This window comes from Pyxidicoccus sp. M15, assembly GCF_056858435.1.
This window is the reverse complement of record NZ_CM166495.1, coordinates 6,590,435-6,615,161: the sequence shown is the minus strand read 5'-3', so window position 1 is coordinate 6,615,161 and position 24,727 is coordinate 6,590,435. Positions and strand designations below refer to the sequence as shown.

The window sequence follows — 24,727 nt, the reverse complement described above, 5'->3', positions numbered from 1 at the left end:
TGGCATCGACTTCACCCCCTCCGTCCCGATGCGGTCAACCCTCGGTGGAGACCGGGGGCTCGCCGTTGGCCGCGGGCTCGGCCGGGGGCTCGGTGCCCTGGGGAGGCTGGGGCTTGTCCGCCGGGCCGGTGGACCGGGCGTTGGGCGGGCTGAAGGCGGGCTTCTCCGTGGGGGCGCCGCCGCGGCCGTGCACCAGCGTCTTGGTGTCGGTGCGGAAGGTGATGTCCACCTTGTCGCCCCGCACCGCCGTCACGAAGCCCGTGCCGAACGTCGGATGCTGGATGACCTGGTCCACCTGGTACGTGTCCTTCGGGCTGTACTTCGGCGCGTTGGCCACGTCCTTGCCGGCCAGCTGCTCCTCGAAGGAGATGATGACCTTCTCAGCCTTGGCGGCCGCCGCCGTCGCGGCCCGGGCCGCGCGCGCGGTGCTGCTGCTGGACGCGGACGGCCGGTCCGTGACGCCCGGAGCGGCGCGGTACACGTGGTCTCCGCCACAGGTGTTGCAGCGCACCCGCGCAATCTTCGGCCCCACCATCGCCAGGATGGTGTGCGCGAGGGTGAGTTTGCAGCGGGTGCACTGAGCGTCCACCTCGCCGCCGACCTTTTGAGTTGCCATGTTCGTCTGTTTCTCGGCCCCGGCAGGAGGCGCCGGGCGTGTGATTGAAGCTTAAGGGGCGCGGAACATAACGGCTTCGCTCCGACGGGAGGAAGTGTCTTCGACGCCCGCCTCCTCTCCTGCCCCGGAGTCATCACTTCGCTTGTGCCCACCCGCCGGTCAGTTAAGAGTAGGTTCCACACCGCAATGACCACGCAGACCCCCAGCAGCCCGAACCGCGAGCCCGGATTCCTCCATCAGTCCGTGGCCAGCTTCGGCAAGGGCCTCATCGACGTCGTCAGCACCCTCGGGGGCGTGGCGACCCTGGGGCTGGACGTGTTCCGGTGGGCCGTCCGGCCCCCCTTCCGGCTGACCAACCTCTTCGCCCAGCTGGACTTCGTGGGGGTGGGCTCCATCTTCATCGTGGGCCTGACGGGCACCTTCACCGGCATGGTGTTCGCCCTCCAGACGTCCACCGCCTTCGCGCTCTTCGACGCGGAGAGCCTCGTGGGCCCCACGGTGGCCCTGACGCTCACCCGCGAGCTGTCCGCCGTGTTCTCCGCGCTGATGGTGACGATGCGCGCCGGCTCCGCCATGTGCACCGAGCTGGGCACCATGCGCGTCACCGAGCAGGTGGACGCGCTGGAGACCATGGCCGTCAACCCGGTGCAGTACCTGCTCGTCCCCCGGGTGCTGGCCGGACTCTTCATGGTGCCGGCGCTCACCATGCTCTTCAACACCACGGGTATGGCTGGCTCCTACCTCGTGGCGGTGGGCGCGCTGGGCATCTCTCCCGGCACCTTCTTGTCACGCACCCAGCAGTGGCTGGCGCCCGCGGACATCTACGAGGGCCTGGTGAAGGGGGCCGTGTTCGGCCTCGCCGTGGCCCTCATCTGCTGCTTCAAGGGCTACAACGCGTCCGGCGGCGCGAAGGGCGTGGGCCAGGCCACGACCGAGGCCATGGTGGCCAGCGCGCTGTCCATCTTCATCCTCGACTTCATCCTCGGCCTCATGTGGCACTGATGGCGGCTCCCGAGTCCACCCGCGCGGGCGCAGGCCCCGCCGCGTCCACGACGCCGATGATTGAAATCGTGGACCTGCACAAGACCTTCGGCGAGACGAAGGTGCTCACCGGCATCAACCTCAAGGTGCCCGCTGGGAGCACGTGCGTCATCCTCGGTGGCTCCGGCTCCGGCAAGACGGTGCTGATGAAGCACATGATCGGCCTGCTCAAGCCGGACAGCGGCAAGGTCATCATCGACGGGGAGGACATCGTCCCCATGGGCGTGCGGGGCCTGCAGCAGGTGCGCAACAAGTTCGGCATGGTGTTCCAGGCCGCGGCCCTCTTCGACTCGATGACGGTGTTCGAGAACGTGGCCTTCCCCCTGCGCGAGCACACGAAGGACTCCGAGGACGTCATCCACCAGAAGGTCCGCGCGCGGTTGGATTTGATGGGCCTCAAACCAGCGGTGGAGGACAAGTTCCCCGCGGACCTGTCCGGCGGCATGCGCAAGCGCGTGGGCCTGGCCCGCGCCACCATCCTGGGCCCCAAGATCGTCCTCTACGACGAGCCCACCACGGGCCTGGATCCCATCACCACCGACTATGTGGACGACATGATCCTGGCCGCGCAGAAGGGGCTGGGCGTCACCAGCGTGGTCATCAGCCACGACATCGCCTCCGCCTTCAACGTGGCGGACCAGATCGCCTTCCTCTCCAAGGGCGTCATCGTGGAGAACGGTCCCCCGGACCAGGTCCGCGAGTCGCAGCATCCCGCGGTGAAGGTCTTCCTCCAGACCTGGTTCGGAAAGAACTGAGCCGGGGTTCAGGTGGGAGGCCGGGGTGCCCCTTCGGAAAAGGTGGCACTCCGGATGCAAAACGTTAGAGTCGCGCCCGGCCGGTAGCCCTCGGAGTCACATCAGGTGAAGAAGCTCGTCACGCCCTTCCGTGTTGGCCTCCTGGTCATCGCCGCGGGTGCCTTTCTCGTCACCTTCGTCCTGTTCGCCCGCAAGGGAGGCTTGAGCGACAGCGAGTCCCTCGTCGTCTGGGCCTATTTCCGTGACGCCTCGGGTCTCGCGGTGCGCGGCCGGGTGCAGATCGCCGGCATCCCCGTCGGAGAGATTGACGCCATCACCCTGGAGGGCACGCGCGCCAAGGTGTTCCTGCGGATCCGCAAGGACGTGGACCTGCGCGAGGACGCCGTCGTCACCAAGCGCTCGGAGTCGCTGCTCGGTGACTACCTGCTGGACCTCAACCCCGGCACGGAGAGCGCGCCGGCCATGGAGGACAACGGGCAGATCCGCCGCGTCATCGACACCGCCGGCATGGAGGCCGTGTTCGAGTCGCTGTCGCAGATCACCGCCGACATCCAGCAGGTGACGGGCTCGCTGCGCGAGGTGCTGGGAGGGGAGAAGGGCCAGGGCTCGCTCCAGCGCATCGTGGAGAACCTGGTGCGCCTGTCGGACTCGGTGGACGCCACGGTGCGCCGCAACGCGGACCGGCTGGACATCATCGTCGGCAACGTGGAGGGCATCTCCGAGGACGTGCGCAGCATCACCCAGAGCAACTCCGCGGACGTGTCGCGCATCGTCGACAACATCGAGATGATCACCCGCGACGTACGCGAGGTGCTCGCGAGCGTGAAGAACATCGTCGGCACCGGCGAGGGCGACGTGAAGGAGACCGTCGCCAGCCTGAAGGAGACGCTCAACAAGCTGGACGGCACGCTGGGCAACCTCGAGGAGATCACCCGCAAGGTGAAGGACGGGGAGGGCGCCGCGGGCGTGCTGCTGGCCGACGAGGGCGTGGGCCGCGAGGTGCGCGAGACGGTGCAGGACGTGGCCCGCTTCGCCGCCAGGCTCACCGACCTCCAGACGGAGGTGGGCATCCAGTCCACCTACCTGGCCGCCCAGGGCCGCTCGAAGAACCTGCTGTCGCTGCGGCTCATCCCCAAGCCGGACAAGTACTACCTGCTGGAGCTGGTGGACGACCCGCGCGGCACCGTGTCCACGCAGGTGGTGCAGACCAACCCGCCCTCCGAGGGCGACCCCGTCATCCAGACGCAGAAGGTGACGAAGGAGAGCCTGAAGATCAGCGCCCAGTTCGCCAAGCGCTGGTACTTCACCACCCTGCGCGTGGGCCTCATCGAGTCCACCGGCGGCGTGGGCGGCGACCTGCACTTCTTCGAGGACGCGCTGACGCTGAAGCTGGACGCCTTCAACTTCGCGGCGGACGAGCTGCGCTACCCCCGGCTGCGCGCCACCCTGCGGGCCCAGGCCTTCGACCACCTCTTCGTGGTGGCGGGCATGGACGACATCCTCAACGCCCAGCAGAGAGACCTGACGACGCAGCGGCTGATCGCCGGCCGGGACTTCTTCGTCGGTGGCGGCCTCTTCTTCACCGACGACGACCTGAAGGCCATCCTCACCGCCACGGGCGTGCCGACGCCCTGAGCTTCCGGGCTCGGGCCGCCGCCCTCCATCCGTTCGACTCTTGACGGAAGGCGGGAAAACACGTACCCGGCTACGGCACGGGGTTCCCGGGGAGCGCCGTGCACCACACCGGCCTTCCCAGGAAGCTCCATGTCTCTGCTCGTCGTCGGCTCCGTCGCTCTGGACTCCGTGGAAACCCCCTTCGGGCGCAAGGAGGACATCCTCGGCGGCTCGGCCACGTACTTCTCCACGTCGGCCTCGTTCTTCACCCCGGCACGCGTGGTGGCGGTGGTGGGGGAGGACTTTCCCGAGGCGCACCTCAACTTCCTGCGCGGCCGGGGCATCGACCTGGAGGGGCTCACCCGCGAGTCCGGCCGCACGTTCCGCTGGAAGGGCCGCTACGGCTACGAGCTGAACGAGGCGCAGACGCTGGACACCCAGCTCAACGTCTTCCAGTCCTTCTCTCCGAAGCTGCCGGAGGCGTACCGGGACACGCCGTACGTCTTCCTCGGCAACATCCACCCGGAGCTGCAGGCGCAGGTGCTGGACCAGGTGCGCGCCCCGAAGCTGGTGGCCGCGGACACGATGAACTTCTGGATCAACGGCAGCCGCGCGGCGCTGCTCAAGACGCTCAAGCGCGTCAACCTGCTCTTCGTCAACGACGCCGAGGCCCGGCAGCTGGCGGGGGAGCACAACGTGGTGAAGGCGGCCCGGGCGATTCTCGCCATGGGCCCCCAGCGCGTGGTCATCAAGCGCGGCGAGTACGGCGCGCTGCTCTTCGACCACGGACACATCTTCGCCTGCCCGGCCTTCCCCCTGGCCGAGGTGTTCGACCCCACCGGCGCGGGTGACACCTTCGCGGGCGGCTTCATGGGCGCGCTCGCCACCTCGACGGGCAGCCCGGACGCGTCGGTGCTCCGCCGTGCCATGGTGATGGGCAGCGTCATGGCCTCCTTCACCGTGGAGAAGTTCAGCCTGGAGCGGCTGCGCGAGGTCACCCGGCCGGAGATCCACGCCCGCTTCGCCGAGTTCCGGCAGCTCACCCACTTCGACGACCTGGGCCCCCTGGAGCGCTGATCCGCCCGTCGTGGGGGTGGGGGTTGCTCCCACCCCACGAACTTGACGGTGGATTCATGCCGTCCGTAGGCTGTGATTTTGGGTGCCGGAAGAAGGAAGCGGGTTGAGCGAGAACCGAAAGCACACGCGGATCCCCACCCAGCTGCGGTGCTGGTGCGAGGGCGATAACGTCACGCTCTACGCGCGCATCACCAACCTGAGCGAGGGAGGCCTCTTCCTCCGCACGAGCACCCCCCTGGCCCGCGGCGCCCGAGCCGTTGTCCGCCTGACGCCTGGGGGGGATCCGGCGATCCACGCCCAGGCCACGGTGGTATGGCTGCGGGAGGCAGAAGAGCGGGCCTTCCCTCCCGGCATGGGTTTGCGCTTCGAGTCGCTCGACGGCGAAACCCTGGGACGGCTCCGGCAGATGATCTCTCAGCAGAAGCAGAACCAGGTGAAGGTCGGCTGGGCCGGCTGATCCTGACCCGGTCCCCCACCGAGGCCCCTCATGCGTATCGCGGTCATCTCCGACATCCACTCCAACATCGAGGCGCTCACGGAGGTGCTCCGCGCCGCCGAGCACCAGAAGGTGGACCGCTTCGTCTCGCTGGGGGACATCGTCGGGTATGGGGCGTCTCCCAATCCGTGCTGTGACCTGGTGCGCTCGGTGGCGGAGGTGACGCTGCTGGGCAACCACGACGCGGCGGTGGCGGGGCGGATGGACTACTCGTACTACTACGACGCCGCCCGGCACGCGCTCGACTGGTCCGCCAACGTCCTCACGGACGAGAACATGGCGTGGCTGCGCAGCCTCCCGTACACGTACCGCATCGGCGACGTGGGCTTCTGCCACGGTTCACCCATCGACCCGAAGGCGTACGAGTACATCTTCGCGCTGGAGCAGGCGCGGGAGCTGACGCCCTACGTGGCGGAGCTGCCCGAGGTGACGTTCATCGGCCACAGCCACCTGTGCCGCGCCTTCGCCATCGGCAATGGCGAGGTGAACGACGTGGTGGCCCAGAAGTTCGGCATCCGGAAGGGCTACAAGTACATCATCTCCGTGGGCAGCGTGGGCCAGCCGCGCGACTACGACAACCGGGCCTGCTTCGTCATCTGCGACACCGACGCGCGCACGGTGGAGTACGTCCGCGTGGAGTACGACATCGAGACGTCCGCCCAGAAGATCTTCGACGCGGACCTGGCGCTCAACTTCGGCAAGCGCCTGTTCCTCGGGGTGTGACGCGGCGGTACACAAAAGTCGGCACAGGCGCGGGGAAATGACATAAACCCGTCCTGTGCGTACCCCCGTCCTTCGAGTGTCCCTCCGGCCCCTCGTGGGCATCGCCTCCGCCGTCCTGCTCGTGCTGGCGCCCCTGGCCTGCAAGCGCGACTCGGGCCCGTCCGCCGACTACGAGGAGGCTGCCCGCCGCTTCCGCTCGCTGTACGCGCAGAAGCTGGATGCCGCCTTCCTGGACCCGCAGATTGGCGAGATTGAAGCGCAACTGCAGCGCGTGCCGGCGGACAGCCTGGACGCCCAGGGCGCGCGCGAGCTGCTCCAGCGCATCCAGGACGGCCGCAACCGCATGCAGGCCGAGGCGAGCGCCACGGACAAGGCCATTGCCACGGCGCGCGAGGTGCCCGCCGGCACGTCCATGCCCACGCTCACTCCGCCGGCGCCTCCGGCCGTGGCCGAGCCCCCGGACGCCGGGCCGCCGGACGCGGGGCTGAGCGGTCCCCAGGCAGGCACCCCCGCGTCCGAGCTGGTGTCGGGCTTCCGGGGCTGCTTCCTGCGCGGGACGCCCATCGAGGTGGAGGGGCGGGGAATGCGGGAGACGTGGGCGCTGGCCGACCGCACGTCCTGCCGCCTGGAGTACCCCGGGCATGTGGACTCGCTGCTCCTCGTCGAACAGGGACGGGTGCTGACGCTGTTACCCAGGAGCGCCGTCCGAACCGTGACAGTCACCGCCGATGGCGGCACGGTGCCGCAGCCCGCGGCGGACGCCGGACGTTAAGACTCCAGGCCTTTTTCGCCGCACGGGGCCGTCAGGCGCGACGGGCCCCTTTCGACTCCTTTGGGAGCGTTGAGCCGATGAACGAACAGACCTTCATGAAGCTGATGCAGTTGTTGCCCAAGTCGGCGCTCTCCACCGCGGTGGGCATGGCCACGCGCCTGCCCGCTCCGGCGCCGGTCCACCGCATGGCGATGCGGGCCTTCGCCAAGGCCTACAACGTGGACATGGAGGAGGCCGAGCACACCTTCGAGCGCTACCCCACCTTCGCCGAGTTCTTCACCCGTGGCCTGAAGCCGGGTCTGCGCCCCATCGACCCGGGCGAGAAGGTGGTGGTGTCCCCGGTGGACGGCCGCGTGTCCCAGGTGGGCTACTCGGACCAGGGCCGGTGCCTGCAGGCCAAGGGGATTGAGTACACGGTGGACGAATTGCTGGGGGACGCGCAGGCCGCGAAGCCCTTCCACGGCGGCGCCTGGACGACCATCTACCTGTCCCCGCGCGACTACCACCGCATCCACGCGCCGCTGGGCGGCACGATCACAGGCTACGCGTACATCCCCGGCGAGTTCTGGCCGGTGAATCCCGCGTCGGTGAAGAACAAGCAGTCCCTGTTCTGCGTCAACGAGCGGCTCGTCACGTACCTGGACACGGTGGCGGGCAAGTGCGCCGTGGTGAAGGTGGGCGCCACCTGCGTGTCGCGCATCAAGGCGTCGTACGACGAGGTGCTCACGCACTCGGGCAAGCCCGGCAAGGTCCATAAGTACGACTCGGGCTTCAAGGTGGAGAAGGGCGGCGAGCTGGGCCGCTTCGAGATGGGCTCCACCGTCATCCTCCTGTTCGAGCCCAAGCGCGTCACCTGGGACGACAGCCTCAAGGAGGAGGCGGTGGTGCGGCTGGGCAAGCGCATTGGAGTGATTACGTGAGCCAGAAGATCTCCGGCGTGAAGGGCATGAACGATCTCCTCCCCGGGGAGATCGAGATCTGGCAGCACGTGGAGGGCACGGCGCGCGAGCTGTTCGGCCGGTTCGGCTACGGGGAGATCCGCACGCCCATGGTGGAGGACACCGCGCTCTTCGTGCGCAGCGTGGGCGAGGAGACGGACATCGTCGGCAAGGAGATGTACACGTTCCTCGACAAGGGCGAGCGCAGCCTGTCGCTCCGTCCCGAGGGCACCGCGCCCGCGGCGCGCGCGTACATCGAGCACTCCGTCAGCAACCAGGAGCCCGTCACCCGCTGGTTCTACATGGGGCCCATGTTCCGCTACGAGCGGATGAAGACGGGTCGCTATCGCCAGTTCTATCAAATCGGCGCGGAGGCCTACGGCGCGAAGGAGGCCGCCCAGGACGCCGAGATGATGGACATGGTGGTCCAGTTCCTGAACGCGCTGGACCTGAAGGACGTGTCCCTCAACCTCAACTCCCTGGGGGACGAGGCGTGCCGGCCCGCGTACCACACGAAGCTGGTGGAGTACCTGAAGGCGCACCGGGACGAGCTGTGCGGGGACTGCCAGCGGCGCATGGAGACCAACCCGCTGCGCGTGCTCGACTGCAAGAACGAGAAGTGCCAGGCCGTCGCCGCGGCGGGGCCCAACGTGCTCGAGTTCCTGTGCGAGCCGTGCCGTGCGCACTTCGATGACTTGCAGCGCAAGCTGACGGCGCTGGGCATCAAGTACGTGGTCAACCCGCGCATGGTGCGCGGCCTGGACTACTACACGCGCACCGTCTTCGAGTTCATCGCCGCGCACCCGGCGCTGGGCACCGCCAGCACGGTGGGCGGCGGCGGCCGCTACGACAAGATGATGAAGGGGCTGGGTGGGCCGGACGTGCCCGCCGTGGGCTTCGCCATGGGGCTGGACCGGCTGGTGCTGCTGCTCAAGGAGAGCGGTCGCAAGTACACCGCCGCGCCGGACCTGTTCGTGGCCGTGGCGGACGAGGGCTCGCAGGACCTGGCCTTCACGCTGGCCAGCCGCCTGCGCCGCGAGGGGCTGCGCGTGGACTTCGACACGCGCGGCGGCAGCCTGAAGAGCCAGATGAAGCGCGCGGACAAGAGCGGCGCGCGCTTCACCCTCGTGCTGGGCGAGGCCGAGCGCACCAGCGGCCAGGCGAAGCTGAAGCCCATGGCCGGCGGTGACGCCATCCCCGTGACGCTGGACACCGTGGCGGAGACAGTCCGCCGCGCCAGGCTGGCCACCGAGCCGGCGGGTTCCGCCTGAGACTCCAGGCGCTTCCGGGGCCGCCCGCACCCTGTCAGGCGGGCGGGGTGGCCTCCGGAAGGCCCGGGACTCCCGTAAGACTCGCGAAGAGCGAGCAGGCGTGTAACCCCCGGGAAAGTCAGGGAAGAGTGGAGCCGGGTGTACTCGCCGTGACAGTTCCGGTGCGGTAGACTGCGCTTCCTTCCATGCAGCCAGAGTCACCTCCTTCCACCGTCCCCATGGACCTGCGCTGGATCCCCGTGCGAGGGGACAGCATGTGGCCGTCGTTGCGCTCGGGAGACCTGGCGGGTGTGGAGCCGCTGGCTCGCGAGCCGCGTCCCGGTGACGTGGTGCTGGCGCGGTTCGACCATGCGCTGGTGCTGCACCGGGTGAAGCGGTGCGAGGCGGGAGTGCTCGCGCTGCGCGGGGACAACTCGCCGGCGGAGGACCCACCGCTGCCGCCGTCGCGAGTGCTCGGGCGGGTGCGGCGGGTGCAGCGGCGCGGGGTGATGCTGGAGGAGGAGTGGGACCGGGGCCCGTCGCGGCTGGGGCGCTGGCGGGTGGCGGTGAAGTGGCGCCTGGCGGCGCTGCTGGGGCGGGGAGGGCGCTCATGAGCGCGGGCTTCAACGCGGGCTTCGGGGCCGACCGTGTTCCCCGGCCGCGCGAGGGCGTGTCGGGGCAGCGGTTCGGCTCGGACTACATCGTGCTGGACGCGGAGGGGAACACGCTGCGCGGGCTGAACGCGACGGCGGTCCGTGTCTGGGAGCTCTGCGACGGGAAGCGCACCGCGCGCGCCGTGGCGGAGCAGGTGGCGGCGGAATTCAAGGTGGACGCGCGGCAGGTCCTCACGGACACGCTGCGTTTCCTGACGGAGTTGGCCCGGTTGGGCCTCATTGACGAGCTTCAGGAGGTACGGTGATGCGAGCGCGCACGGCGTTCCTCGCGGCGGCGTTGTGCCTGTCCGCGTGCACGGAGGGGGTGTCCCCCCTCGCCCTGGTCGGTCGGGGCAACACGGATGAGCAGCCCACGGAGCCCCTTCCCGCCACGGACGTCCTCGCGGACGGGCCGGAGAACGTGCGGACGCCTCCGCAGCAGGAGATTGAACCCGCGCCCGTGGTCATTCCGGTGACGGGCAGCGCGGCCGTCGTGGGCCTGGAAGAGGGCGCCCGGGGCCTGTCGTCCGTTCCCCAGGTGGACGTGGACCTGACGGTGGGCGGCGTGCGCGGGAAGGGCACGGTGGAGGTGGAGTTCGTGTCGCCGACCGGCCATCCCTACGAGCGGCGCTCGTCGGTGGTGGAGGCGCCACCGGATGTGTCGCGCACGGTGCGCTTCTCGCTGCCGGTGGCCGGTACCACCGTGGCCACGACTGGCATGAGCGGGACGTGGCAGGTGCGCTTCTTCCTCGACGGCGAGCCGCTGACCACGGCCGCCTTCACCCTGGAGCCGTGACGTGAGGCCCTCCGCCATGAAGCCCTTCAACGCCCGCCTCGCGGTGCTCCTTGCCTTCCTCGTGCCGACCCTCGCGGCGGCGCAGACCTCCCGGTCCTGGAGCGCGACCGCCGTTCCCGCGCCGGGTGAGACCGCAGCGCGGGTGGTGATGGACGAGGTCTCCGTGCTGACCATCCACGCGGTCAACACCTCGAACAACAACTCGCGCCGGTTGTCCCAGTTCTCCTTCGTCCTGCCCACCGGCTACACGCTGCTGGACACCGACCCGCCCACGGGTTGGGAAGTCACGGATCTGAACGTCCAGTCGCGGCGCATCATGTTCACGTCGACGGTCGGCTCGTGCGCGAACGACACCCACGGTCTGCCCGCGGGAAGCTCTGTCACCTTCACCATCCGGGTCATTCCGCCCGCGGTTGCCGCGGATGTCGCCGCGGACCGGTTCGTGACAGGCAACACCAACACCTACGGCAGGGACCACTGCGACAACTCCCTCTTCACCGCGAACCTGACCGCCGCGGCGTGGACCCGCTCGGGCCTGTACACCCAGGCCGCCATCCGTCCGCCCGCGCTGGGCGTCGGTGAGGAGACGGAGGCGCGCATCGTCGTCGAGAACCGCACCACGGGGGCGCAAACCGGCGTCACCGCCGTGGGGCCGTCCTCTGGCTCCATCACGTTCGACGTGGTGAGCCTGGAGCCCAATCCGTTCCAGGTGAACATCCCCCTGCGGAACGCGGGGGTCCTCGTGGCTCGCGTGCGGCCGACCTCCGCGGGCGCCACGGTGGCCCAGGTGCAGGCCGTCAACGCCGCGAACACCACCACGTCGCAGGTGTCCGACACGGCGATGTTGAACGTGGCGCCGATGGCGTCCGCGCTCGACGTGGACACCGTGGACGCCTTCAGCGGTGACACGGTGCGGGTGCGGATGACGGTGACGAATACGTCCACCACCGACTCGCTCGTGGACGTGCGGCCGCGGGGCCTGGTCACCCAGGGCTCGGCCACCTTCGCGGCCCTGTCGGGGCCCACCCCGGCCAGTGTGAGCCGGCTCGCGCCGGGGACGTCCGCGCACTTCGTCTGGACCTACCAGCTCACTGGCGCCGAGCGGGCGACCTACAACTTCCGGGCGCAGGCGGATGCGACCCGGAATGGCACCGCCGTGGCGGGTGACCTCGTGGACTCGGAGCAGGGGAGCATCGTCCGGCACCGCGTGCGCATCAGCCCGGCCGCCCTGGCGGGCAACGCTACCGCGCAGACCGTCACATACACGGTGCAGAACCGCGGGACGCTGCCCATCACCCAGGTGCAGCTGCTGCGGCCCGCGGTCAACTACTTCACCTGGTCCAGCACGCCGGCGGTCTCCGGGTGGAGCGCGAACCGCAACGCCACCACCGGCATCATCGTCTGGACGCCCACCGGCGCGGGCATTCCCGTGGGAGGGGAGCGGACGTTCTCCGTGGTGTATTCGAACTTCGGCTCCGGCACGTCGCTCACCGGGCCCACGGCGTTCCGCCACCGCATGCACCTGGTGGACAACTTCCAGCTGCCGCCCAAGCGCATCGAGGCGCCGGTGACGCTGCTGGCCGGCACCGCGCCGGAGGTGGAGCGCCTCACGGCGGTGGCTCGCGATGCCAGCGTGACGCTGACCTGGGACAACCCCGCGCTGCACAGCGGCACCCTGGTGCTGCGCGCGGCGGGCGCCGCGCCGAACACCGCGCCCGTGCAGGGCCAGAGCTACGCGGTGGGGGCCACGTTGGGCAATGCCACCGTCGTCTACTCGGATGCCTTCAGCACGGCCTCCACCTTCACGGACTCCACCGTCACCAACGGCACCACGTACTACTACCGCGTGCACAACGCGGATGACGTGCGCTGGTACTCGCCGGGCAACCGGCCCACGTCGGCGGCGCTCGTCGCCACGCCCCGGGCCCGGCTGACCAATGAACCGCTGTGGTGCTACTCGGTGGGCCTGGACGCGCGGCAGCAGCCCATCACCGAGCTGGGCGTGGGCATCTTCAGCTCCTTCAACAACTCCGTGGTGGCGAACACCACGCAGGTGAGCAACCCGGCCCAGGACGGCGCCGAGCGCTGGAGGCCGCTGCCCCTGTCGGGCCTCATCGGCAGCCGCTTCCCCGTGGTGCCGCTGCACGGGCTGTCCGGCCAGTACATCCTGGTGGGAGACCAGGCCGGCGTCGCCCATGCCATCAACGCCGGCACCGGTCAGGTGCTGTGGCGGTGGGACAACGGCGGCGCGCCCATCGGCACCATCCAGTCATTCCCCGTCACGCAGCTCCATGACTTCGCCAACGCGGCGTACAAGGCCGCGCACCCCAACAGGGACCTGGTGTTCTTTGCCACGCGGCTGGCGAACCCGGCGCAGAACCGCGTAGTGGCGCTGAATGCCGCCACGGGCGCGGTGGTGTGGACGTACCAGCCCGGAGACCTGGGCATGGTCAGCGGCGGCATGGTGGTGGACTACACCACCAACCGGCTCTTCATCGGCATGAAGACGCATGCGGGCTCCACGGACACGCTGCGCGTCCTCAACACGCTGGCCCCCGGGCCCACCGCACAGGAAATCGCGCGGCTGCCCGTGGGTGACATCGACCTGAGCCTGGTGCGCAACGCGGTGAGCAACCTCATCTTCGCGACGGACAGCGACGGCACCGTCCACGCGGTGAGCGTGAGCACGCTGCAGCCGGCGTGGAACCTGACCATCGCCTCGCGCCCGGCGCCGAGCACGCCCGCCTTCACCAGCTTCGTGCGTCCGCAGGGCGCGGGCTTCGTGGCCAGCCTCGCCGAGGGCCAGGTGGCGTTCTACGACACGACGAACGTCACCGTGGCGCCGACGCTGCGGTGGAGCACGCCCATCGCGTCTCCGTCTGGCACGTTCTCCTTCAACCGCAACGCGGTGGCCCGCGTGTACGTGGGCAGCTCGGACGGGAAGGTGCACCAGCTCGAGCTGACCAACGGCGTGGACTCGCAGCAGGTCTCGATTGGCGGGGCGCAGCGCATCGGCACTCCGACGGTCGACACCACCGTGAGCCGCCTGCACGTGGGCTCGGAAGATGGCCGCATCTGCGCTTTCCCGGTACCCTTCCCGTGAGAAAAGAGCCTTCCTCCATGACGGCCCGGAACCCTGACATGAACGCCTCGCAGGCCCCCGCCACCGAGGCGCGTCCGAAGTACGAGGCGCCCGCCATCCTCTGGGAGCAGCCCTTCGTCGCGCTGGCGCAGATCTCCCAGTGCAACATCCCGGGCGAGTCGGAGTGCACGCCCTGAGCGCCTCGGGAACCGGCTCGCCCGGTCCCGGTGGCTCCGGCAGTTCCGACGACGCTCCCCAGTCCACCGGTGTGCACGTGAGCATCGCCGGGTGGACGGTGGCGGTGGAGGCGGCCGACGCGGGCCTTCAGGGCTCGCTGCGGCGGCTGTTCTCCCGGTTCCTCGTCCCCGCGTCGGAAGGCGGCGCGGTGGCGAAGCTGGAGGTGGTTGCGCCCGAGGTGGCGAGGCCCGCGCCTGCCGTCCGCGAGCTTCCCCGGGTCCAGCGTGCTCCGGACGGCTCGCTGCGGCTGGAGGGCGAGGACTACTTCGCGACGCTCGCGGCGGAGGGCCTGCGTGCCACGGTGGTGGGGCAGGGCCGCTTTCCCGTGGAGACGGTGCTGAAGGTGATGCTCGCGGGGGCGCTTGCCCGGCGCGGGGGCCTGCTGGTGCATGGCGTGGCCGTGGCGCACCTGGGGCGGGCTGCGTTGTTCGTGGGGCACTCGGGGGCGGGGAAGAGCACCCTGGGGGCGTTGTGGGCGGAGGCGGGAGAAGCGCTGCTCTCCGACGAGCTGGTGGCCGTGTGGCCGCAGCGAGGGGCAGGGCTCCCTGCATGGCGGGTCGCGGGGACGCCGTGGAACGTGGGTGCCCCGGTGGAGGCGTGGTTGAAGGCGGTGGGCACGTTGGCGTGGGACACGGGCTCGCGGTGGGAGTCACAGCCCGCGGGCGAGGTGGGGCGCATGCTGCTGCTCAACGCGCTGTTGCCCGAGGCCACCGCGGCAGGGCGGGGCGGACTGCTGGCGTCGGCGGGCAGGCTGCTGTCGGAGGTGGCCCCGGTGCGGCTCGTGTTCGCGAAAGATGCGTCCGCGGCGGCGGTGGTCCGTGGCGCGCTGGAGGCGGCGGGACATGGGTGAGGGCGTGGAGGGCAGGCCGCTGCTGACGGTGATTGCCGGGCCCACCGCGTCGGGCAAGACGGCGCTCGCGCTCGAGCTGGCGCGCCGGGCGGGCGGAGAGATTGTCAGCGCGGACTCGCAGCAGGTGTACCGGCACTTCGACATCGGCACCGCGAAGCCCTCGGCCGAGGAGCTGGCCTCGGTGCCGCACCACCTGGTGTCCGTGGTGGACCCGATGGAGGCCTTCTCCGCCGCCGAGTACCAGCGGCGCGCGGATGCGGTCATCTCCGAGATTGCCGGGCGGGGGCGGCCGGTGTTCGTCGTGGGCGGCACGGGGCTGTACCTGCGCGTGCTGCTGCACGGCGTGGTGGACGCCCCCGGCGCGCTGCCCGAGTTGAGGGCGGAGCTGGAGGCGCTCGCCGCCGCGGAGGGACGCGAGGCCGTGCATCGTCGGCTGGCGGAGGTGGACCCGGAGACGGCGGCGAAGCTGCCCCCGCAGGACCTGGTCCGCGTCGTCCGCGCGCTGGAGATTCACGCGCAGACGGGCGTGCCCGCGTCGGAGTTCCGCAGGGCGCATGCGTTCTCCGCGGACCGGTATCCCTTCCGGCTCTACGTGCTGGACCCGCCGCGAGAGGCGCTCTACGAGCGCATCAACGCGCGCACGGAGGCGATGTTCTCCGGGGGGCTGGTGGAGGAAACGCGCGAGCTGCTGGCCCGTGGGTACGCAGACGCGGCCCCCATGCGCAGCGTGGGCTACGTGCAGGCGCGCGCGGTGGCGGAGGGGCGGATGACCGTGGCCGAGGCCATCCACGACACGGCGCAGGAGACCCGCCGCTACGCCAAGCGCCAGCTCACGTGGTTCCGCAAGGAGCCTGGAGCGGTGTTCGTGCCGCCGCCGTACGAGGTCCTGCTCGAGCGCTCTCGCGAGAGCTGAGGGCCCCCCGGGGTGGGGCAGGGGAGGGACGGAGCGGGAAGGGCGCGCATTGTCCCCGCCGCCCCGCGCTCCCATGTTCGCGGGTGGACGAGCCCCGGCCCCGGACGCCGATGTGCGGCCGCTGGACGGACGCACGGCCTCCCGGCCGCCAGGGTGCTCACAACGCGGGAGCGGACGTCATGGCCATCACCATCCAGCGCAATCGGGAGACGGCGCCAGACGACAGGCCGAAGGTCACCTCGTCCCTCTGGGGCGGCCCCTTCATCCTCGGACTCCTGCTGACGGCCCTGGGCATCGTCGCGCTGGGCACCGCCTTCCTCACCAGCCTCATCTCCATCATCTTCTTCGGCGCGGTGCTGACCTTCGCGGGCGTCGCGGAAATCGTCTCCGCGTTCCGAGTCCGCAAGTCCGGCGGGCCGTTCATGCTCTACCTGCTGGGCGGCGTCCTCACCACCGTGGTGGGGCTGTTCGTCCTCGTGTACCCCGGCGCGGGGCTGGCCGCGCTGACGCTCCTGCTCGCCGGCTACTTCTTCGCCAGCGGCCTGTTCCACGCCATCACCTCCGTCGTGGACCGCTACGCCCGGTGGGGCTGGGACCTGCTCTACGGCGCCGTCTCCGTCTTCCTCGGCGTCGTGGTCATGGCCCAGTGGCCCATCTCCGCCGTGTGGCTGGTGGGCACCATGGTGGGCATCGGAATCCTGTTCCGAGGCGTCGCCCTCATGGCCGGCTCACTCACCCTCCGACGCTCGCTGCGCCAGGTCACCGCGTAGTCAGGACGCGTAGCGGTCCGAGCCCAGCGCCTCTTCGCTCATGCCGGGCCGGGCCTCCGGCTCCACCGCGGAAGACGCCACCGGGACGTGTCCGGTGAGCAGGCGCAGCAGCCGCTCGGGGTCCACGGGCTTGGGCAGGAAGGCCTCGGCCCCCGCGTCCAGCGCCCGCTGGCGCACGTGCGGCCGGTTGAGCCCGCTCATCACCACCACCCGCGTGTTGCGCGTGAGCGGGTGCTGCTTCAGTCCCTCCGCGAGCCGCAGGCCGTCCACCCAGTGCAGCACCACGTCCAGCAGGATGGCCGTGGGCGGCCGCCGCGCCACCGCGCAGAACAGCGCCAGCTCATCCGCGAACGACACCACCTTCGCGCCCGTGCTCTCCAGGAGCGCCGTCAGCGCCTCGCGCGCGTCCGGGTCGTCGTCCACCACGTAGTAGAGGTCCGGCTCCAGCTCGGGCACCACCGTGGGCACCGGCTCCATCGTCGTGCGCATCCACGAGCCCACCACCTCGCGCAGGCCCGCCCAGCGCGCCGCGCCCAGCAGCGCCGTGGGCGTGGGCGCGCTCATGCCCAGCACGCCGCCGCCGTACACACCGCCCATGCCGCGCCGGCCCTTCGCCGCGATGAAGGCCGCCGGTGCCCGCTTGCCCGCGCGGCGCAGCCAGGTGATGGAGCGCGCGCCCGCCGCCGCGTCCTCCATCAGCTCGCCCAGCCCCTCGCGCACGTACCGGCGCTCCAGCGCGGCCGCTTCCAGGCCGCCGTCCAGCAGCGCCACCGCCGCGCGGCTGCACGACGCCAGCGTCTCCGACAGGCCCACCTGCAGCGGGTGGCCGAAGGCCGCGGGGCCCACCACCACCTGGCCCGGGGCCACCAGCGTCCGGCCCGGCCCGTAGGGCAGGCGCGTCGTCTCCAGCGCCGCCAGCTCGAAGCCTTCCTCCACCAGCCCGTCCCGCGCCGCCATCATCAGCGCCTGGCACAGGTCCGCCGGCGTCACCGCGGGGCCGAAGGCCAGCGCGTACACCGACCCCGCGGCCGGCAGCAGGAACAGCCCGTCCACCGTGGGCAGCGGCGCAATCCACAGCCGCGCCAGCGGCGCCAGCTCCAGCCGGGGCGAGGCGTGCCGCAGCCGCGCCTGCACCGCCGCCACCGTGGGCGCCGGGCGGAAGCCCTTGAAGAACGCGTCGCCCATCAGCGGCCCCGCGCCCGTGGCCAGCGCCACCGCGTGGAAGCGGTCGCCGCTGCCCTGCGCGCGCACCACCAGCGGCCCCGCGCCCCGCACCGACGCGGGCGCGTCCGGCGCCGGAGCCTGCCGCTCCACCTTCTCCACGTGGCGCGAGACGAAGCGCGCGCCCTGGGCGCTCGCCGCCGTGGCCAGCACGTCCCGCACCTGCTCCAGTCCGCCCTGGCCCTGCGGCCAGCCGTCCACCACCCACAGCCCACCCGAGGCCGCGGGGAGCAGCTCGCGGCGGCCCTCGGCGATGACTTCCACGCCGCGCAGCTCATGCGCGCGCCACTCGGTGGGGATGCGGCAGCCCAGGGCGGCCAGGCGCGAGCGGCACTCCGGGGTGAGCACCGCCGGGGGCGCCGTGCGCTCCGACGTCCCGCCCGCGTACACCCGCACGTCCAGCGTCAGGCCGCGCGCCCGCCCGTTGAAGAGGAGCGAAGCCGCCAGCCCCGCGCCGGCAATGCCGCCCCCGACGATTGCCACCCTCGAACCGCTCGCCAGCCTGTTGCCCTGCATAGCCTCGCCCTCGCTGCCCCGCCGTTGCCTGCCTCGCCCGAGCTGCTCTCTTCAATGCCGCTGCACCGGTGGGGAGATCACCGGCCGGCCGAACACCACCACCCGATCCCGCCCCTCACGCTTCGCCTCGTAGAGGGCCGCGTCCGCCGCCTTCATCAGCGCGTCCGGATCCTCCTTCGGCCCTTCCAACGTATGGTCGGCGATGCCCACGCTCACGCTCAGCCCGAAGGGGGCAGGGCGGCCGTCGCTCTTCTGCACGCCCACGGTGCGCAGCCCGGTGCGGATGCGCTCGGCGAACACGGCCGCTTCCAGCGCCGTCTGATGGGGAAGCAACGCCACGAATTCGTCGCCGCCGAAGCGGGCCGCGAAGTCGGACTCGCGCAGGTTGCCCTTGAGCTGCGACGCCAGCGCGGCGATGGCGCGGTTGCCCACGTCGTGCCCCATGCCGTCGTTGATGGCCTTCAGGTGGTCCAGGTCGATGACCACCACGCTCAGCGGGTACTGGTAGCGCTGCGCCCGGCGGAGCTCCTCCTCCAGCCGCACCGTCAGCGCGCGGAAGTTGGCCAGCCCGGTGAGCGCGTCCGTCTGCGCGAGGATTTGAAGCCGCCGCTGCTGCTCGCTCTGGCGCAGCGCCCGGTCGATGCGCGCCAGCAACTCGCGCGCGCTCGCCGGCTTGTGGATGAAGTCGACCGCGCCCATTTCCAGACACCGCTCCAGCGTCGCCTCGTCCGCGTCACCGGTGAGGAAGATGACCGGCACGGCCTCCGTGCGCGCGTCGCGCTGGAGCGCCTCCAGCACCATCAGCCCGTCGCCGCTGGGAAGGAAGCGGTCCAGGAGGACGAGGTCCGGCCGGTGCTCGCGCGCCAGCTCCAGCCCCGCGTCCGCGTCCGGCGCCGCGAGCACGTCGAAGCGGGAAGCAAGCAGGTCCATGAGACTCTCACGGACTCCCGCGTCGTCCTCGATGATGAGGAGGAGAGAGCGCCCCGAGGTACGGCCACGCCGTTCCATGCACCACTCCGCTTCGCTCGCCTGCTCCGAAATGGCAGGCCGAAAGTCTCGGGTGCCACGCCCGTCCGAGTGCTCCCGACGCCCCAGCGCCCCACGCGCATCCGCCGCCACCCAGTCCTGCAAGCACCCGCCGACTCCCGCAACCTTCACCCGAGACCTCCGGCTGCCAAGCCCGTTCGCCGCCGCGCCGCGGGCCCGCTTCAAAGCCCAGCGCGCGCACGGCCCTGGAGCAAGCAGCATGCCCCGCGCCGGCACAGGCCCGTCACAGTGATTTCAGGTGGTTGCGTGCCCTCTCCGTCGCCCCGTTTTAACGGGTCGGAAGACGTTCCAGCATCGTCTTGAAGGGCCCGGTAGGAATTGCCGTACGCGGGCGGACGATCGCCCGCCCCGCGCAGGGCGATCAGCGTCGCGTAGTGAACTGCATCCGACGGCCGCCGCCCATGGGGGGCATCGTCGGAGGGGCCTCGAGCCCGAACTGCCACCACATGGGCTCATAGGGCTTCATCTTCAGGCGCTTGTCGTTCTGCAGCTGCGCGAGGCTCCCCTTGAGCTTCTCGTCCTTGGGGTTCTCCTCCACGCCGCGCGCGAGCACCCGCAGCGCGTCGTCCTTCTCCTTGTTCTGCAAGAGGCACCAGGCGTACACGGCCCAGACGATGGACTCCTTCTTGCCGCTCTTCACGGCGGCCTCGAAGGAGGCCTTCATCGCCGGGAAGTCCTTGCGCTGGTAGAACAGGGCGCCCTGCATGGCCTTGGCCATGTAGTTGCGCGCGCTGGCCTTCGCGAAGTGCGCCTTGGCCCCGTCCAGGTCCTTCACCATGTACTTCAGCATGCCGATCTGGGCGTGGATCTCCGGGCCGACGAGGAACTGCCACTTGTCGTAGACGAGCCCCTGCTCGAGCGTCTTCACCGCCCGGTCCACCCGTCCCTGGGCATCCTTCTGGCTGGTGGGTTGCGACTGGAGGTCCTGTTGCACCACCGTCATCAGCGCCTGGATGCGGCCGGCCACCCGGCGGGCGAGCAGGACGAAGGTGCCGATGAGGGCGATGATCCCGGGAACGAGGCCGGCCCAGAGGGAGAAGCCCGCGAGCTTCACCAGGAGCGCGACGACAATCCCCACGGCGAGGGAAATGAGAAGGTTGTACATGCGGGGCCCCTCTTAGCGATGTGCGTGCGGCACCGCAATCTTCGGATGCACAAGGACGCGGGTCGCGGTATACGTCTGGTCGTTCCAGCAACAAGCGGCCCTCTGTCGAAATTGGTAGACGAGGCGGACTCAAAATCCGCTGCGGCTGACCCCGCGTCCCGGTTCGAGTCCGGGGAGGGCCATAATCCGAATGGGCGGACCGGCGGGGGTGACCGTGTCGGTCCCACCCGGGTCCAGGTAGGACCGGCAGCTGTCAGGCCCGACGGAGGCCCCCCGCAATGAAGGTGCTGCTGGTCGAGGACGACGCGAGCCTCCGGGAAGGCATGGGCGAGATCATCGCCGAGCTGGCCGAGGTGCGTGAGGTCGGGACCGAGACCGAGGCGCTGGAGGCCCTGCGCGAGGAGCGGTTCGACCTGGTCATCACCGACCTGCGCATCGCCGGCCATGAGCAGGGGGGGCGGACGGTGCTGGAGGCCGCCCGGCGCGGCCAGCAGGCGGTGGCCATCGTCAGCGCCGCCGCGCCCGACGAGGTCACCCGGACGCTGCGGCCCCACCTGCCGGACGCGGTACTGGTGAAGCCCTTCCAACTGGACGACATCGTCGCCCTGGTGCAGCGCTTCCTCGCCCTGCGCAGCCGGGCGGAGCAGGTGGCCGCCGCCGGGGCTCCCGTCCCGGGAGACGCCTGGACGGAAGCCGGGCCCGGAGTCCGCACGGCGGCGACGGGCCCCGAGGCGGACGCGGCCTGGGTGCGCGTGGCGGCCGGTGGCCGCTTCCCCTGGCGGCCGGGCGCGAAGGGCGGCGAGGGCGCGCTGCTCGTGGAGGGAGACCTGGAGGTGGCTGGCGAGCGGCACACCGCACCCCGGTACTTCTTCGTGGGGGCCGACCAGGCGCCCGAGGTCCACTCCCGCGAGGGGTGCCTCGCCATCACCCTGGCGCTGAAAGGTTAGAGGCGCTCCTTCGTGGACTCCGTGTGGCCTTCGACACCGCTGGACGCGGCCCGGCTCGGGCGTCCGTCGCGCAGCGCCGCCACCGCGGCCCTCCAGGCCCACATCAAGGTGCTGCGGGGCGAGCCGCTGAAGGCCGCGCTCGCGGAGGCCCTGCGCGAGGCGGACGGCCTCGGTGGGCAGGAGCGGCGCTTCGCGGCCTTCGCCGTGCGGGAGCTGTCCCGGCACCAGCGGCTGCTGGACCTGGCGGCGCGCCTGCTCGGCCACAGCATGGGCAAGGTGGGGCTGACGGAGGACCAGGCGGTGGTCCGCTACGCCCTCTGGCGGCGCATCTTCTGTGGCGAGGGCTGGAAGCGCATCGGCCCCGAGGTGCGGCTGCCCGGCCCCGTGCGGCCCCGCACCATCAAGGACGACCTGCTCCAGGAGGTGGTGGAGTCCCCGCTGCCGGAGGCGCCCCTGCCGGACTCGCCCGCGGAGCGGCTGGCGGTGCGCTACTCGTTCCCCACCTGGTTCGTGGTGCGGCTGGCGGAGGTGTACCCGGAGGACGTGCTGGAGGGGCTCTTGTCCTCGCTGGACGAGGAGCCCGCGCTGCACTTCCGCGTGCGCCCCCCCGGCTCGCGCGACGCGGTGCTGGCGGCGCTGGCGGAGGAGGGCGTCGCCGCGGAGCCCGTGGCCGCCGCTCCGGACGCGGTGCGCGTGGTGGACGCCAGCCACCGCATCTTCGAGACGAAGGTGATGAAGTCCGGGAAGCTCCAGGTCCAGGACGTGGGCAGCCAGCTCATCTCCGAGCTGTGCCGGCCCGCGGGCGGCTCGCTGGCGGGGCTCATCGTGGCGGACGTCTGCGCGGGGGCGGGCGGCAAGACGCTGGCGCTGGCGGACTTCGTGGGCCCTACCGGCAGGGTGCTGGCGGGAGACCGCTCCCGGCGCCGGCTGGCCGAGGCGCGCGAGCGGGTGAGCCGGCTCTCGCTGCGGCAGGTCGCCTTCCCGCACCCGCTGCCCCTGTCCGACGCGGACGTGCTGCTCATCGACGCGCCGTGCAGCGGCACGGGCTCGCTGGCGCGCGAGCCGGACCAGAAGTGGAAGCTCACCGCGGCGGAGATCTCCAAGTACCAGACCACCCAGGCCGGCCTGCTGGAGGAAGTGGCGGCGCAGGCGAAGCCCGGGGCGCTCATCGTCTACGCCACCTGCTCGGTGATGCCGGAGGAGGACGAGTCGGTGGTGGAGGCCTTCCTGGCGAAGCACCCGGACTTCACGCTGGAGCCGGTGGGAGACGTGCTCGGAGCGGAACGGGCGGCGCTGGCGGCCCAGGGGCCATACCTCAAGGCGCTGCCCCCTCGCGTGCCCGGGGGCGGGTTCTTCGCGGCGCGCCTTCGCAAGGCGGCGCGGAGTTGACAGCCCGCGAGCCCACACGCTACGCAACTGTTGGAATTCCCAAGGGGTGACCCACGTGGCGGCCGACCCGAAGCAGTCCGAGGTGGTGAAGCAGATCAACGAGGCCTTCCAGGCGGCCCAGGCCCGTCTGGCACAGCTTCGCGAGGCGGTGGAGCGCAACACGGACCTGGCCCGCGCCAACGCCAAGGCCACCGTGCTGAAGGATCAGAAGGAGCGCGCGCTGAAGGAGCTGGGCGAGGTCGTCTGGCGCCAGGTGCAGAAGGGCCGGCTGGAGCTGCCCGCCGGCTTCGCGTCCGTCCTCAAGGCCGTGGAAGCCGCCGAGCAGGCGGCCGAGGCCCACGCCCGCGAGCTGACGGACATCCTCCGGGAAGGAGAAGAAGTCGCTGAGCGGTTGAAGGGTGGAAAAAACGCCACGAAGCCACAAACAATTGTGGCCAACGGCGGAAAGAAGCGGTAGAAGGCACCCACTTTCGACGTCGGGCCGCTCCCCACAGCGGCCCAGCAGCAAAAGACGGGGCTATAGCTCAGCTGGGAGAGCGCTTGAATGGCATTCAAGAGGTCATCGGTTCGATCCCGATTAGCTCCACTCTGAAATGAAGAGGCCCGCCCGGGAAACCAGGCGGGCCTTTTTGTTTTCCGGCGCGGCGCCGTGGCTCTCGCGTGCGACGGGCCGAATGAAAAAGGGCCCGCCAGGAAGACCTGACGGGCCCCATGCGCTGGCGCGCGATGCCTGGGGGGCTAGCCCCTGCCGCCGGCGAAGATGTTCATCACGTCCTTGAGCAGCTTCACGGACTCGCCGTGCGGACGCTGGAAGGCGTTGCGGCCCATGATGGAGCCGAAGCCGCCACCGGCGTTGATCTGCTTGATCTCCTCCAGCAGCGCCGCCGTGTCCTTGGCCTCGCCGCCGGAGAAGATGACGATGCGCTTGCCGTTGAACGCGGAGCGCACCACCTCGCGCACGCGGTCGGCCATCGTCTTGGTGGAGATGCCGGCCTTCTCGAAGGCCTTCTTCGCCTCCGGCTGCTCGATGTGGTCCTGCGGCGGCTTCACCTTGATGATGTGCGCGCCGAGCTGGGCGCTGATCTGCGCCGCATACGCCACCACGTCGATGCCCGTCTCACCCTCCTTGGACATGTTGCCGCGGGGGTAGGCCCAGACGACGGTGGGCAGGCCGTAGGACTTGCCCTCGGCGATGATCTCGCGGAGCGCCTCGTACTGCTCGTTGCGCGCGCCGGAGCCCGGGTAGATGGTGTAGCCCACCGCGACGCAGCCCAGGCGGACGGCGTCCTTCACCGAGGCCGTCACCGCGGACATCGGGTTGGGGACCTTGGCCAGCGAGTCGGAGTTGTTGAGCTTGAGCAGGAGGGGAATCTCGCCCGCGAACTTGCCGGCGATGGCCTCCAGGAAGCCCAGCGGCGCCGCGTACGCGTTGCAGCCCGAGTCGATGGCGAGCTGCGCGTGGTACTCGGGATCATAGCCGGCGGGGTTCGGGCCGAACGAGCGCGCGGGACCGTGCTCGAAGCCCTGATCCACCGGGAGGATGACGAACTTGCCCGTGCCGGCGAGCGTGCCGGTGTTCATGAGGCGGGCCAGGTTGGTCAACGTGCCGGGGCTGTCGGACGTGTACCAGGACAGGATCTGCTTGACGCGATCGGTATAGGCCATGTGTGGGGGTCCTCGGTATGCGGGCCCTTCGGCCCGAGTCGGGAACGGCCGCAATCTGCTGCATACGTCACGTCCAACCAACTCATTTTCTTGCCCGAGTGTCAGCGGTCCTACGCGAGCCCGCGGAATCGCCCCCCGGCAGGACGGCCACCGCGCCGCCAGGGCAGGGCTTCCGGGGGACACCGGACGATGGAAATGGGACGAACATGCTCGGTGACGGCGCCTCGCGGAACGAAGATGCTGCGCTGTCGCTG

Annotated in this window: 25 protein-coding genes and 2 tRNA genes; 22 read left to right on the top strand and 5 right to left on the bottom strand. The window is 70.7% G+C overall.

The annotated features are described in order from the left end of the window. Positions 1–34: 34 nt before the first annotated feature. Positions 35–616: a hypothetical protein gene (locus ACX9TP_RS24675; RefSeq protein WP_482973063.1), complete on the bottom strand. Its 582-nt coding sequence runs from the start codon at positions 614–616 to the stop codon at positions 35–37. Between the two features lie 186 nt (positions 617–802). Between ACX9TP_RS24675 and ACX9TP_RS24670 the strand changes: the two genes are divergently transcribed. From ACX9TP_RS24670 to ACX9TP_RS24590, 17 genes are all read left to right on the top strand, one after another. Then, entirely contained in the window at positions 803–1,618 is an 816-nt protein-coding gene (locus ACX9TP_RS24670; protein ID WP_482973062.1) for an MlaE family ABC transporter permease, read from the top strand. 56 nt (positions 1,619–1,674) lie between these two features. Next, complete coding sequence (locus tag ACX9TP_RS24665) at positions 1,675–2,412, top strand: ABC transporter ATP-binding protein (protein ID WP_482982217.1); 738 nt, start codon at positions 1,675–1,677, stop codon at positions 2,410–2,412. Between the two features lie 105 nt (positions 2,413–2,517). Continuing rightward, positions 2,518–4,047 carry an MlaD family protein gene (locus ACX9TP_RS24660; RefSeq protein WP_482973061.1) on the top strand — a complete coding sequence of 510 codons (1,530 nt, stop codon included), beginning with the start codon at positions 2,518–2,520 and terminating at the stop codon, positions 4,045–4,047. Positions 4,048–4,176: 129 nt separating this feature from the next. Beyond that, positions 4,177–5,103 carry a PfkB family carbohydrate kinase gene (locus ACX9TP_RS24655; protein ID WP_482973060.1) on the top strand — a complete coding sequence of 309 codons (927 nt, stop codon included), beginning with the start codon at positions 4,177–4,179 and terminating at the stop codon, positions 5,101–5,103. Between the two features lie 103 nt (positions 5,104–5,206). Continuing rightward, positions 5,207–5,560: a TIGR02266 family protein gene (locus tag ACX9TP_RS24650; protein WP_482973059.1), complete on the top strand. Its 354-nt coding sequence runs from the start codon at positions 5,207–5,209 to the stop codon at positions 5,558–5,560. A 30-nt stretch (positions 5,561–5,590) separates the two neighbouring features. Next, a complete protein-coding gene (locus ACX9TP_RS24645; RefSeq protein ID WP_163996458.1) occupies positions 5,591–6,322 on the top strand; it encodes a metallophosphoesterase family protein in 732 nt (243 codons plus the stop codon). 76 nt (positions 6,323–6,398) lie between these two features. Further along, positions 6,399–7,094: a hypothetical protein gene (locus tag ACX9TP_RS24640; protein ID WP_482973058.1), complete on the top strand. Its 696-nt coding sequence runs from the start codon at positions 6,399–6,401 to the stop codon at positions 7,092–7,094. A gap of 77 nt (positions 7,095–7,171) precedes the next feature. After that, a complete protein-coding gene (gene asd, locus ACX9TP_RS24635) occupies positions 7,172–8,014 on the top strand; it encodes an archaetidylserine decarboxylase (protein ID WP_482973057.1) in 843 nt (280 codons plus the stop codon). A gap of 26 nt (positions 8,015–8,040) precedes the next feature. Then, positions 8,041–9,303 (top strand): histidine--tRNA ligase, encoded by a 1,263-nt coding sequence (gene hisS, locus ACX9TP_RS24630; RefSeq protein WP_482982216.1) that lies wholly within the window; start codon positions 8,041–8,043, stop codon positions 9,301–9,303. Positions 9,304–9,557: 254 nt separating this feature from the next. Continuing rightward, positions 9,558–9,896, top strand: coding sequence for a S24/S26 family peptidase (locus ACX9TP_RS24625; RefSeq protein WP_482973056.1), 339 nt, complete (start codon positions 9,558–9,560; stop codon positions 9,894–9,896). After that, the gene (locus ACX9TP_RS24620) at positions 9,893–10,201 is read left to right on the top strand and encodes a PqqD family protein (RefSeq protein ID WP_482973055.1); all 309 of its coding nucleotides are present in this window, start codon (positions 9,893–9,895) and stop codon (positions 10,199–10,201) included. The genes ACX9TP_RS24625 and ACX9TP_RS24620 overlap by 4 nt, the downstream gene beginning before the upstream one ends. Then, positions 10,201–10,731, top strand: coding sequence for a hypothetical protein (locus tag ACX9TP_RS24615; RefSeq protein ID WP_482973054.1), 531 nt, complete (start codon positions 10,201–10,203; stop codon positions 10,729–10,731). The genes ACX9TP_RS24620 and ACX9TP_RS24615 overlap by 1 nt, the downstream gene beginning before the upstream one ends. Before the next feature lie 16 nt (positions 10,732–10,747). Further along, positions 10,748–13,834, top strand: a complete 3,087-nt coding sequence (locus ACX9TP_RS24610; protein ID WP_482973053.1) for an outer membrane protein assembly factor BamB family protein — start codon at positions 10,748–10,750, stop codon at positions 13,832–13,834. A 38-nt stretch (positions 13,835–13,872) separates the two neighbouring features. Next, positions 13,873–14,010, top strand: a complete 138-nt coding sequence (locus ACX9TP_RS24605) for a hypothetical protein (RefSeq protein ID WP_482973052.1) — start codon at positions 13,873–13,875, stop codon at positions 14,008–14,010. A gap of 77 nt (positions 14,011–14,087) precedes the next feature. Next, positions 14,088–14,900 (top strand): hypothetical protein, encoded by an 813-nt coding sequence (locus tag ACX9TP_RS24600; RefSeq protein ID WP_482973051.1) that lies wholly within the window; start codon positions 14,088–14,090, stop codon positions 14,898–14,900. After that, positions 14,893–15,813, top strand: coding sequence for a tRNA (adenosine(37)-N6)-dimethylallyltransferase MiaA (gene miaA / locus ACX9TP_RS24595; RefSeq protein ID WP_482973050.1), 921 nt, complete (start codon positions 14,893–14,895; stop codon positions 15,811–15,813). Before ACX9TP_RS24600 ends, miaA begins: the two co-directional genes overlap by 8 nt. 179 nt (positions 15,814–15,992) lie before the next feature. Then, on the top strand, positions 15,993–16,583 hold the full coding sequence (locus ACX9TP_RS24590) for an HdeD family acid-resistance protein (protein WP_482973049.1): 591 nt from the start codon (positions 15,993–15,995) through the stop codon (positions 16,581–16,583). On the opposite strand, the gene ACX9TP_RS24585 is transcribed toward ACX9TP_RS24590, so the two are convergent. From ACX9TP_RS24585 to ACX9TP_RS24575, 3 genes are all read right to left on the bottom strand, one after another. Continuing rightward, complete coding sequence (locus ACX9TP_RS24585; protein ID WP_482973048.1) at positions 16,584–18,320, bottom strand: response regulator; 1,737 nt, start codon at positions 18,318–18,320, stop codon at positions 16,584–16,586. Between the two features lie 51 nt (positions 18,321–18,371). Then, the gene (locus ACX9TP_RS24580) at positions 18,372–19,328 is read right to left on the bottom strand and encodes a diguanylate cyclase (RefSeq protein WP_482973047.1); all 957 of its coding nucleotides are present in this window, start codon (positions 19,326–19,328) and stop codon (positions 18,372–18,374) included. A 400-nt stretch (positions 19,329–19,728) separates the two neighbouring features. Next, entirely contained in the window at positions 19,729–20,472 is a 744-nt protein-coding gene (locus tag ACX9TP_RS24575; protein WP_482973046.1) for a tetratricopeptide repeat protein, read from the bottom strand. Positions 20,473–20,568: 96 nt separating this feature from the next. On the opposite strand from ACX9TP_RS24575, the gene ACX9TP_RS24570 reads away from it, so the two are divergent. From ACX9TP_RS24570 to ACX9TP_RS24550, 5 genes are all read left to right on the top strand, one after another. After that, positions 20,569–20,654, top strand: a tRNA-Leu gene (locus ACX9TP_RS24570). Positions 20,655–20,750: 96 nt separating this feature from the next. Beyond that, the gene (locus tag ACX9TP_RS24565; RefSeq protein WP_482973045.1) at positions 20,751–21,419 is read left to right on the top strand and encodes a response regulator; all 669 of its coding nucleotides are present in this window, start codon (positions 20,751–20,753) and stop codon (positions 21,417–21,419) included. A 108-nt stretch (positions 21,420–21,527) separates the two neighbouring features. Beyond that, positions 21,528–22,808, top strand: a complete 1,281-nt coding sequence (locus ACX9TP_RS24560) for an RsmB/NOP family class I SAM-dependent RNA methyltransferase (RefSeq protein WP_482982215.1) — start codon at positions 21,528–21,530, stop codon at positions 22,806–22,808. A gap of 46 nt (positions 22,809–22,854) precedes the next feature. Next, on the top strand, positions 22,855–23,265 hold the full coding sequence (locus ACX9TP_RS24555) for a hypothetical protein (RefSeq protein ID WP_482973044.1): 411 nt from the start codon (positions 22,855–22,857) through the stop codon (positions 23,263–23,265). A gap of 56 nt (positions 23,266–23,321) precedes the next feature. Then, a tRNA-Ala gene (locus ACX9TP_RS24550) sits at positions 23,322–23,394 on the top strand. A 152-nt stretch (positions 23,395–23,546) separates the two neighbouring features. On the opposite strand, the gene ACX9TP_RS24545 is transcribed toward ACX9TP_RS24550, so the two are convergent. Beyond that, a complete protein-coding gene (locus tag ACX9TP_RS24545; protein WP_482973043.1) occupies positions 23,547–24,473 on the bottom strand; it encodes a class I fructose-bisphosphate aldolase in 927 nt (308 codons plus the stop codon). Positions 24,474–24,727 lie beyond the last annotated feature (254 nt).

Bases quoted from the DNA above. Each gene is read 5' to 3' on its own strand.
- ACX9TP_RS24675 (WP_482973063.1), bottom strand. From the start codon at position 616: ATGGCAACTCAAAAGGTCGGCGGCGAGGTGGACGCTCAGTGCACCCGC.
- ACX9TP_RS24670 (WP_482973062.1), top strand. From the start codon at position 803: ATGACCACGCAGACCCCCAGCAGCCCGAACCGCGAGCCCGGATTCCTC.
- ACX9TP_RS24665 (WP_482982217.1), top strand. From the start codon at position 1,675: ATGATTGAAATCGTGGACCTGCACAAGACCTTCGGCGAGACGAAGGTG.
- ACX9TP_RS24655 (WP_482973060.1), top strand. From the start codon at position 4,177: ATGTCTCTGCTCGTCGTCGGCTCCGTCGCTCTGGACTCCGTGGAAACC.
- ACX9TP_RS24645 (WP_163996458.1), top strand. From the start codon at position 5,591: ATGCGTATCGCGGTCATCTCCGACATCCACTCCAACATCGAGGCGCTC.
- asd (WP_482973057.1), top strand. From the start codon at position 7,172: ATGAACGAACAGACCTTCATGAAGCTGATGCAGTTGTTGCCCAAGTCG.
- hisS (WP_482982216.1), top strand. From the start codon at position 8,041: ATGAACGATCTCCTCCCCGGGGAGATCGAGATCTGGCAGCACGTGGAG.
- ACX9TP_RS24625 (WP_482973056.1), top strand. From the start codon at position 9,558: ATGTGGCCGTCGTTGCGCTCGGGAGACCTGGCGGGTGTGGAGCCGCTG.
- ACX9TP_RS24620 (WP_482973055.1), top strand. From the start codon at position 9,893: ATGAGCGCGGGCTTCAACGCGGGCTTCGGGGCCGACCGTGTTCCCCGG.
- ACX9TP_RS24615 (WP_482973054.1), top strand. From the start codon at position 10,201: ATGCGAGCGCGCACGGCGTTCCTCGCGGCGGCGTTGTGCCTGTCCGCG.
- ACX9TP_RS24610 (WP_482973053.1), top strand. From the start codon at position 10,748: ATGAAGCCCTTCAACGCCCGCCTCGCGGTGCTCCTTGCCTTCCTCGTG.
- ACX9TP_RS24605 (WP_482973052.1), top strand. From the start codon at position 13,873: ATGAACGCCTCGCAGGCCCCCGCCACCGAGGCGCGTCCGAAGTACGAG.
- miaA (WP_482973050.1), top strand. From the start codon at position 14,893: ATGGGTGAGGGCGTGGAGGGCAGGCCGCTGCTGACGGTGATTGCCGGG.
- ACX9TP_RS24590 (WP_482973049.1), top strand. From the start codon at position 15,993: ATGGCCATCACCATCCAGCGCAATCGGGAGACGGCGCCAGACGACAGG.
- ACX9TP_RS24585 (WP_482973048.1), bottom strand. From the start codon at position 18,320: ATGCAGGGCAACAGGCTGGCGAGCGGTTCGAGGGTGGCAATCGTCGGG.
- ACX9TP_RS24580 (WP_482973047.1), bottom strand. From the start codon at position 19,328: ATGGAACGGCGTGGCCGTACCTCGGGGCGCTCTCTCCTCCTCATCATC.
- ACX9TP_RS24575 (WP_482973046.1), bottom strand. From the start codon at position 20,472: ATGTACAACCTTCTCATTTCCCTCGCCGTGGGGATTGTCGTCGCGCTC.
- ACX9TP_RS24565 (WP_482973045.1), top strand. From the start codon at position 20,751: ATGAAGGTGCTGCTGGTCGAGGACGACGCGAGCCTCCGGGAAGGCATG.
- ACX9TP_RS24545 (WP_482973043.1), bottom strand. From the start codon at position 24,473: ATGGCCTATACCGATCGCGTCAAGCAGATCCTGTCCTGGTACACGTCC.